Below are 7654 nucleotides of genomic sequence, written 5' to 3'. Positions count from 1 at the left end.
CGGTTGAATCACAGTCGCTTGTTATGTGATCACACCAATTCATTAGGTTCACTTCCTAGCTGCACTTAATGATATCTGTTTAACACCTTTAAGCCGTAGGAAATCCATTAAATCAACCAACATATTTGTTTCCGAATTAGAGTCAGCGATCACCATAACTGAATATGTACTATCGATTTCCTCAAAGCTTTGCTCTAAAGCCGCAATTGAGTAATACACAGTCCCATTAATTTCATAGGTGCTTTCGCCATTTATCTCGATAATAAACTTTTTTAATTCAGCAGCTTTGAGTAAATTTGAAAACAAAATTATTAAAAAAAACGCAAATATCTTTTTCATCTAGAACTACTGACACCCGTATATTCTTAATTTTTAAACCTCTGCGGACCTGCACTCACATAACGCTTCAAGCAGGGGCGTGCGTTAGCACGTCCCGGCGCGAAGCGCCCTCGCTGCCTTGATTTGTTAGGTGTCGTGCTGCTGCCACAATGTAGCCTAGGTTGGCCATACCCATACCCTTTTGCTTGTTAAAGGTAAACTGAGCTCATAGACACTATCTTGGATTTCGATAGAAACATGTAACAACACAGTTTCTCCAAGCGCTAATTTAGGAACACCATCTCCGTAAAAATGAAGGTAACCAGAGCCTCTTAGAGATGCAGTGCGGCGCAATGATTCCGGGCAATCCATGCCTAGATCGGCAGCCTCAAGCTTTAGACCGTTTGAATCAACCAGATTAGCGGATAAAAGTTTAGCCGACTGAGGCTCTGTGAAATCACATCCTAGGTAAATCGAGAGTTTCTCTTGGTTATCTCTTTGAATATATCCAGTACGAACCAAAATTAGTACGCCACTTGCTCTATTCCCTTCGAGTGCAGTGTCTTCGAAATTCGGCGAATCAAAGTAACGCTCAGAAGCTTCATTCTGGAGCTGTAGCGTCGGCGCGCACCCTGCAAGTGCCATCAAAAGCATCAAATAAAGTATCGGCCTACCCGGATCGAGATTCATAAGACACCTAACAGTTTTATTCATGCGCATGCTCGTTTTACCACCTGCCTTTCACTCAGAAACTCTTTACTAACCTATTGATTCTTTTGAGTTATTCCAGGTTTATTGTACAAGCCTTATCGGCGTAAACGCGCCCGCACATGGGGCAAAACGAGCACTCAATCCCTGAACACCGGCATTATACTGTACGGCACTGACAGATGAGTCAATGACCTGTCGCGTTACTGGTGGCCAACGCCCTCCTTTCGCGGCTGAAGCCGCTCCTACAAAAATGAGGCGGCGCCCAAACAAACAGGCACGCATTGCATACCCTGTCCAAATCCTGACACCCCAGGCCCTGCACCTTGGCAAACCGTTCGCAGACCTGTATGTTCCCCGCCCTTTCTTTGCCCTGCTTATACCTCAGGGCAACACGGTTCCAACCCACAGCCGGCGATATCTTCTGTCCTTGCCGGCCACTCTACGGAGACTCTGATGATCAAAAGCCTGTTATCCCTGCGTAATCTGATACCAACTCTGATTACCAGCCTGCTGTCCACCAGCATCACGGCCCACGCAGAAGAGCAGCTGCATATTTATAACTGGTCTGACTATATTGCCGAAGACACCATTGAGCAGTTCGAAGCCGAAACCGGCATTGATGTGGTGTACGACGTGTACGATGCCAATGAGGTACTGGAAGCCAAGCTCCTGGTCGGTAACAGTGGCTATGATGTGGTCTTCCCGACCGCGCGTCCGTTTGCCCAGCGCATGATTAAAGCCGGTATTTTTCAGAAGCTGGATAAATCTCAGCTGAGTAACTTCAGCAACCTGTCGCCTGTGATTCTGAAATCCCTGGCGGATATTGATGGCGGTAATCAGTATCTGATGCCGTATATGTGGGGCAGCTCTGGCATCGGGATTAATGTGGATAAAGTGAAAGCTATCCTCGGTGACGATATGCCGCTGGACAGCTGGGATCTGCTGTTTAACCCGAAAATCACCGCCAAACTGAAAGACTGCGGCATTGCGCTGATGGATGATCCGATTGAGGTGTTTGTTGCTGCGCGTATTTATCTGGGTAAAGACACGGCGGATTTCAGTAAGAAAGCCATTGCTGAAGCGAGCAAAGCCATCGAAGCGGTGCGTGGTGATATCGCCTATTTCCACAGTTCAAAAACCATTGGTGATATGGCCAACGGCGATATCTGTGTCGCCCATGGTTATTCCGGCGATATGTTGCAGGCCAAAGACCGCGCCGACGAAGCCGGTAACGGTGTGCACATCGAATATCTGGTGCCGAAAGAAGGCGCTGTGGTATGGAACGATGTGGCCGCCAGCCTCAAGGATGCCCCGCATCCACAGGCAGCGCACAAATTCATTAACTTCCTGATGCGCCCGGATGTGATGGCCAACATCACCAATTACGTGGCTTATGCCAACGCCAATGCGGCAGCAACGCCGTTAGTGGATGAAGAGATCCGCAATAACCCGGGCATTTATCCGTCGCAGGCGACGCAGGATAAATTCGTGGTGATTAAGGAAGCGAACAACCGCGAAATCCGCAATATGAACCGTGCCTGGACGCGGGTAAAAAGCGGGCGTTAATCTGCGGCTAACCTCTAACTGAGCCTGCATCCGCCTGCCACTGCGTGAGTTGGTGCGGGCCGGAGCAGGCATTTTTGATGTAGGTTAATGCACCGCGCTGCCAGCCCTTATGCCACTCTGGTATGGCTGGCCTCCCTTGAAAGCAACAGCTAAAGTATCGGAAACCCTTATGAATTCTGATCCTAGCCATGACTGTTGCTACCTCATCATCCGAACACGCCTGCCCTTTCCCGCAAGGCCTGAACGCGCATTGGCAAACCACGCAAACTCACCTGACGGAAGACGGTGCCCGCCACGGTCTCGACTGGCCAGCCCTGTGGCAGTCGTTATCAGCCGAACAGCAGGCAGCGGCGCAGAAAGTGCTGACCATCAGTCAGTACGTGGCCGAATCCTTGCCGCGCGAAGCTGCCTGGTTTGATGAGGCGATCCGCAGCAACAGCATCTGCGATCCACTGACCCGCGGCATCATCAGTTACTGGCTGGATGAGCTGGCCGCTGACGCAAAAAGCGAAGACGACTGGCATAAAGCCCTGCGTATTCTGCGCCGCCGTTGTATGGTGCAGATTATCTGGCGTGATGTTCTGCGTCTTGCCCCCACCATGGAAACCACCCGCGCGCTGTCCGATCTGGCAGACGAATGCGTGGTGCGCTCCATCGCCTTTCTCGGTGAAATTCTGCAACAGCGCCATGGCAAACCGATGGCCACAACCGCTGGCCAGAAAGAAGCCGTCGAGCAGCATATGCAGGTACTCGGCATGGGCAAGCTGGGTGCTTATGAGCTGAATTTAAGTTCTGATATCGATCTTATTTTTGCCTACCCGGACAGCGGCAACACCACTGGCCCTAAGGTAGTGACCAATCAGGAATACTTTATCAAGCTCGGCCAGAAGCTGATTCAGGCGCTGGATAAACCTACCATAGATGGCTTTGTGTTCCGCACCGATATGCGCCTGCGTCCTTATGGCCAGAGTGGTCCACTGGTGATGAATTTCGCTTCGCTGGAAGAATACTTTCAGAGTCAGGGCCGCGACTGGGAACGCTACGCCATGGTCAAGGCGCGGATTATTACCGGCGAAGAAAGTGCCGCAGCCAAAGAGCTGCTGTCGATCCTGCGGCCGTTTACTTACCGCATGTATCTCGACTTCAGTGCCTTTGATTCCCTGCGTTCCATGAAGGCCATGATCAACGCCGAGGTACGCCGCCGCGGCCATGAGAACAACGTAAAACTGGGTGCCGGCGGTATCCGCGAAGTCGAATTTATTGTGCAGGCGTTTCAGCTGATCCGTGGTGGTCAGGACAAAGCCCTGCAGACCCGCGAACTGCTGAAAGTGCTGGCGATTTTATCCGGCGAAGGGCTGCTGCCAGCCAAAGCCTGCGATGAATTAAAACAAGCCTATTTATTTTTACGTAATACCGAACACGCGATTCAGGCCTTAAGAGATGAGCAGACGCAGCTGCTGCCGGAAAGCGAAGAAGAACGCCTGCGCATTGCCTGGGTCATGAACTTCACCGACTGGGCAGCCTTTACCGCCGAGCTTAAAAAGCAGCGCGATATCGTCAGCTACCATTTCGCCCAGATCGTTGCCGCCGATGAAGAAGTACAACCGGAATCCGAAGCCGAACAGGTGTGGAAAGATGTCTGGCTCGACCAGCTGAGCGACGACGAATACTCAGGCTTTCTTGAACAATACCCCTGTGCGGCCTCCACCGATGTGCACGACCTGCTGGTGAAATTCCGCGATTCCCGCGCGGTGCAACATATGCAGCCCATCGGCCGCGAACGTCTCGATGCGTTAATGCCACTGCTGCTGCATGAACTGTGGCGCCGCAATGAACCGACCAGCGTGCTGCAGCGCATTATGCCGTTACTGGAAGCTGTGCTGCGCCGTACCGCGTATCTGGTGCTGCTGAAAGAAAACCCGCAAGCACTGGAGCAGCTCATCCGTCTGTGCGAAGCCTCCAGCTGGGTGGCCGAATACATTACCCAGACGCCGATCCTGCTGGATGAATTACTGAATCCGGAAGCGCTCTACCGTCTGCCCACCCGGGCGGAACTGGCAGAAGAATTACACCTGCGTCTGCTGCGCATCGACGAGCAGGATCTGGAACAACAGATGGAGCAGCTGCGTCAGTTTGTGCGTGCGCATAAATTACGTGCCGCCGCCTGTGAAGTGATGGAAGCGCTGCCACTGATGCGCATCAGTGATTACCTCACCTGGCTGGCGGAAGTCATTCTGGAAAAAGTCACCGAACTGGCGTGGCAGCAATGCGTGCATAAATACGGTTATCCACGTACGCGCGATAAAGAGGTGGTTACCGAACCGGAATTTGTGGTGATCGGTTATGGCAAAGTGGGCGGTCTGGAACTGAGTTACAGCTCGGATCTGGATTTGGTTTTTCTGCACAACAGTGATTCCAATGCCAGCACAAATGGCGATCGCAGCCTGGATAACAGCGTGTTCTACACCCGCATGGGCCAGCGCATGATTCACATTATGTCGGCCCAGACACGCTCCGGTGATCTCTACGAGGTGGATCTGCGCCTCAGACCATCAGGCAACTCCGGCATGATAGTCGCGTCAATGAAAGCCTTTGAAGAATACCAGCAGAAACACGCCTGGACATGGGAACATCAGGCGCTGGTACGGGCCCGTGTTCTGTGCGGCAATGGCATCGCTGCGGAGGAATTTCAGGCAATCCGCGACCGCACTCTGGGCTGTGAACGGGATCTGCCCAAACTGCGTGAAGAAGTACGGGAAATGCGGCAGAAAATGAGGGATAATCTCGGCTCCAAAGATACGAGTGGCCAACAGTTCCACCTCAAGCAGGATGAGGGAGGTATTGTTGATATCGAGTTTCTGGTTCAATATGGGGTTCTGGCCTGGTCACACCGACACCCAGAGCTGTTAGGCGTCACCGACAACATGCGGTTACTTGATGCTTTTGCAGCATGTGGTCTGATGGATTCAAAAGATTGTCAGACCCTGCAGGATACCTACCTGACCTACCGAGCCGAAACTCACCGGCGTGCACTGCAGAAACAATCTCTGCTTCTGGATGCAGACACCCTGTCCAGACTGAAATTCAGTACCCGACGCCTGGATGTGACCCGACTGTGGAAACTCTGGCTGGAGCCCAATACGTAACGGCTTCAGCTACAATGACTTTTTGATTTTTGATTCGAATTTAATAGTGAGGTCCTTATGCTACCTTCCATGTCTGACCGCGACGGTCTGATCTGGCTAGACGGAGAGTTGGTTGAATGGCGCGATGCCAAAGTTCATGTACTGACTCACACTCTGCACTACGGCATGGGGTGCTTCGAAGGTGTGCGGGCTTACCAGACTGAACAGGGCGTTGCGTCCATTTTCCGCCTGAAAGAACACACCCAGCGTCTGTTCAACTCCGCGCACATTCTTGGCATGCCAATGCCTTTCAGCAAAGAAGAAGTTGATGAAGCTCAGCGTGCCGCTGTGCGTGAAAACAACCTCGACAGCGCTTATATCCGCCCAATGGTGTTTTTCGGTTCCGAAGGCATGGGCCTGCGTGCTGAAAACCTGCGCGTTCACGTGATGGTTGCTGCCTGGGAATGGCCAGCCTACATGGGTGAAGATGCCAAAACTCAGGGCATTAAAATCCGTACTTCCAGCTACACCCGCCACCATGTGAACATCACCATGTGTAAGGCGAAAGCGAACGGTAACTACATCAATTCTATGCTGGCTCTGCGTGAAGCGGTAGACAGTGGTTGTGAAGAAGCCCTGCTGCTGGATCCGGAAGGTTTCGTTGCTGAAGGTTCCGGTGAGAACTTCTTCTGTGTCCGTGACGGCGTGATTTACACCCCGGAACTGACCGCCTGTCTGGACGGTATTACCCGTCGTACCATCATTGAGATGGCACACTCTCTGGGCTACAAAGTGGTTGAGAAACGCATCACCCGTGACGAAGTTTACATCGCTGATGAAGCTTTCTTCACCGGTACTGCCGCAGAAGTTCTGCCAGTACGTATGCTGGATGGCCGTAAGATTGGCGAAGGCCGTCGTGGTCCGGTTACTGAAAAACTGCAGACTCTGTACTTCAATACCGTTACCGGTAAAGAAGCGTTCAACCCTGAATGGCTGACTCCGGTTAAATAAACCGCGCAATCTTCAGCTATTAAAAAAACCCCGGCTGTCCATCAGGACAGCCGGGGTTTTTTATTGTCTGAATTCTTTGTTCTTACCTGAGCGATCAGGCCGCTGCGATGGCGTGGTAGGTACTGTTCACCTGTTGATAAACGTCCGGCAGCATCAGGGTTTTCTGTTCCATCAGGATATCGAACAGAGCCATCAGGTTTGCCCGCTCGGAAAACGAGCAGCTGGTCAGCCACTGGTTAATGGCGGCGGTCATATCGGCGTCACACGACACCTTAATGCCCAGTTCTTTCAGCGCTTCATAAACATCTTCAGCGTCAATAATATCAGCGTACATCATGGCCTTGCTCCTGCGTTACCTTAAAGGTTGTGGGGAGATTATTTTTATAAGTGTTGTTTGAACAGAGCTTGAGCCATTTGCCCTGCCCCTTTATTTACCCACGAACCTTTAAAACGCGCTGTCTGGATACGACCTGCTTTTGCCTGAATACCACGGTACTGAAAAAGATTGTCCGCAGTGCGTCGGCGGCCGATAAGCGTGCTGACTACGCCACACAGCGCCTTATGCGCGGGCTTAATACCAGGTATTCAGTCAACAGCTATCGTTGTTGTGTGGAAGCTGTATGGAATTTATATGGCGATTGTCTGGTCGGGGATTGCGGTTTGGGAATTGCGGTGTGAGGATCACGGAATACAGGAGCACATTGAGCTGGCTGCCAGCCGGTCAGTGCAACACCTTCCGCCAGGCGAAAAACAAGCGAAAAAAAGGCGCCCCCAGAAGGCGCCAAAAACCCCAAGTAGAACAGAGTACTTACTGTAGTGGTCAACTATTTCCGGACAGTTTGTTAAGCCGTTTTTCTGCCTGCACCGGTGTTAACCCACCGTTATAGCTGTGCGGGCGCTGTTGGTTGTAATAACTCATCAGG

The 7654-nt window shown here is 51.8% G+C and carries 6 protein-coding genes; 3 read left to right on the top strand and 3 right to left on the bottom strand.

The features are described from left to right. Positions 1–48: 48 nt before the first annotated feature. Positions 49–339 (bottom strand): hypothetical protein, encoded by a 291-nt coding sequence (locus tag B2Z72_RS13425; protein ID WP_296983730.1) that lies wholly within the window; start codon positions 337–339, stop codon positions 49–51. 156 nt (positions 340–495) lie between these two features. Beyond that, the gene (locus tag B2Z72_RS13420) at positions 496–1008 is read right to left on the bottom strand and encodes a hypothetical protein (protein WP_296983731.1); all 513 of its coding nucleotides are present in this window, start codon (positions 1006–1008) and stop codon (positions 496–498) included. 474 nt (positions 1009–1482) lie between these two features. Here B2Z72_RS13420 and B2Z72_RS13415 point away from each other — a divergent pair, with 474 nt between their 5' ends. From B2Z72_RS13415 to B2Z72_RS13405, 3 genes are all read left to right on the top strand, one after another. Beyond that, positions 1483–2595, top strand: a complete 1113-nt coding sequence (locus tag B2Z72_RS13415) for a polyamine ABC transporter substrate-binding protein (protein WP_297005032.1) — start codon at positions 1483–1485, stop codon at positions 2593–2595. Between the two features lie 188 nt (positions 2596–2783). Then, the gene (gene glnE, locus B2Z72_RS13410; RefSeq protein ID WP_297005030.1) at positions 2784–5741 is read left to right on the top strand and encodes a bifunctional [glutamate--ammonia ligase]-adenylyl-L-tyrosine phosphorylase/[glutamate--ammonia-ligase] adenylyltransferase; all 2958 of its coding nucleotides are present in this window, start codon (positions 2784–2786) and stop codon (positions 5739–5741) included. A 69-nt stretch (positions 5742–5810) separates the two neighbouring features. Next, on the top strand, positions 5811–6731 hold the full coding sequence (locus B2Z72_RS13405) for a branched-chain amino acid transaminase (RefSeq protein WP_296984703.1): 921 nt from the start codon (positions 5811–5813) through the stop codon (positions 6729–6731). A gap of 94 nt (positions 6732–6825) precedes the next feature. Here the strand turns inward: B2Z72_RS13405 and B2Z72_RS13400 are convergent, their stop codons facing one another. Next, the gene (locus B2Z72_RS13400; protein WP_296984702.1) at positions 6826–7068 is read right to left on the bottom strand and encodes a hypothetical protein; all 243 of its coding nucleotides are present in this window, start codon (positions 7066–7068) and stop codon (positions 6826–6828) included. Positions 7069–7654: the final 586 nt, after the last annotated feature.

It is taken from the genome of Thalassolituus sp. UBA6592 (assembly GCF_002433655.1).
Lineage (GTDB): Bacteria > Pseudomonadota > Gammaproteobacteria > Pseudomonadales > Oceanobacteraceae > Venatoribacter.
Note: the sequence above shows the minus strand (reverse complement) of the source record. Positions and strands in the feature narration are given on the sequence as shown.

Bases quoted from the DNA above. Each gene is read 5' to 3' on its own strand.
- B2Z72_RS13420 (WP_296983731.1), bottom strand. From the start codon at position 1,008: ATGAATCTCGATCCGGGTAGGCCGATACTTTATTTGATGCTTTTGATG.
- B2Z72_RS13425 (WP_296983730.1), bottom strand. From the start codon at position 339: ATGAAAAAGATATTTGCGTTTTTTTTAATAATTTTGTTTTCAAATTTA.
- B2Z72_RS13415 (WP_297005032.1), top strand. From the start codon at position 1,483: ATGATCAAAAGCCTGTTATCCCTGCGTAATCTGATACCAACTCTGATT.
- B2Z72_RS13400 (WP_296984702.1), bottom strand. From the start codon at position 7,068: ATGATGTACGCTGATATTATTGACGCTGAAGATGTTTATGAAGCGCTG.
- B2Z72_RS13405 (WP_296984703.1), top strand. From the start codon at position 5,811: ATGTCTGACCGCGACGGTCTGATCTGGCTAGACGGAGAGTTGGTTGAA.
- glnE (WP_297005030.1), top strand. From the start codon at position 2,784: ATGACTGTTGCTACCTCATCATCCGAACACGCCTGCCCTTTCCCGCAA.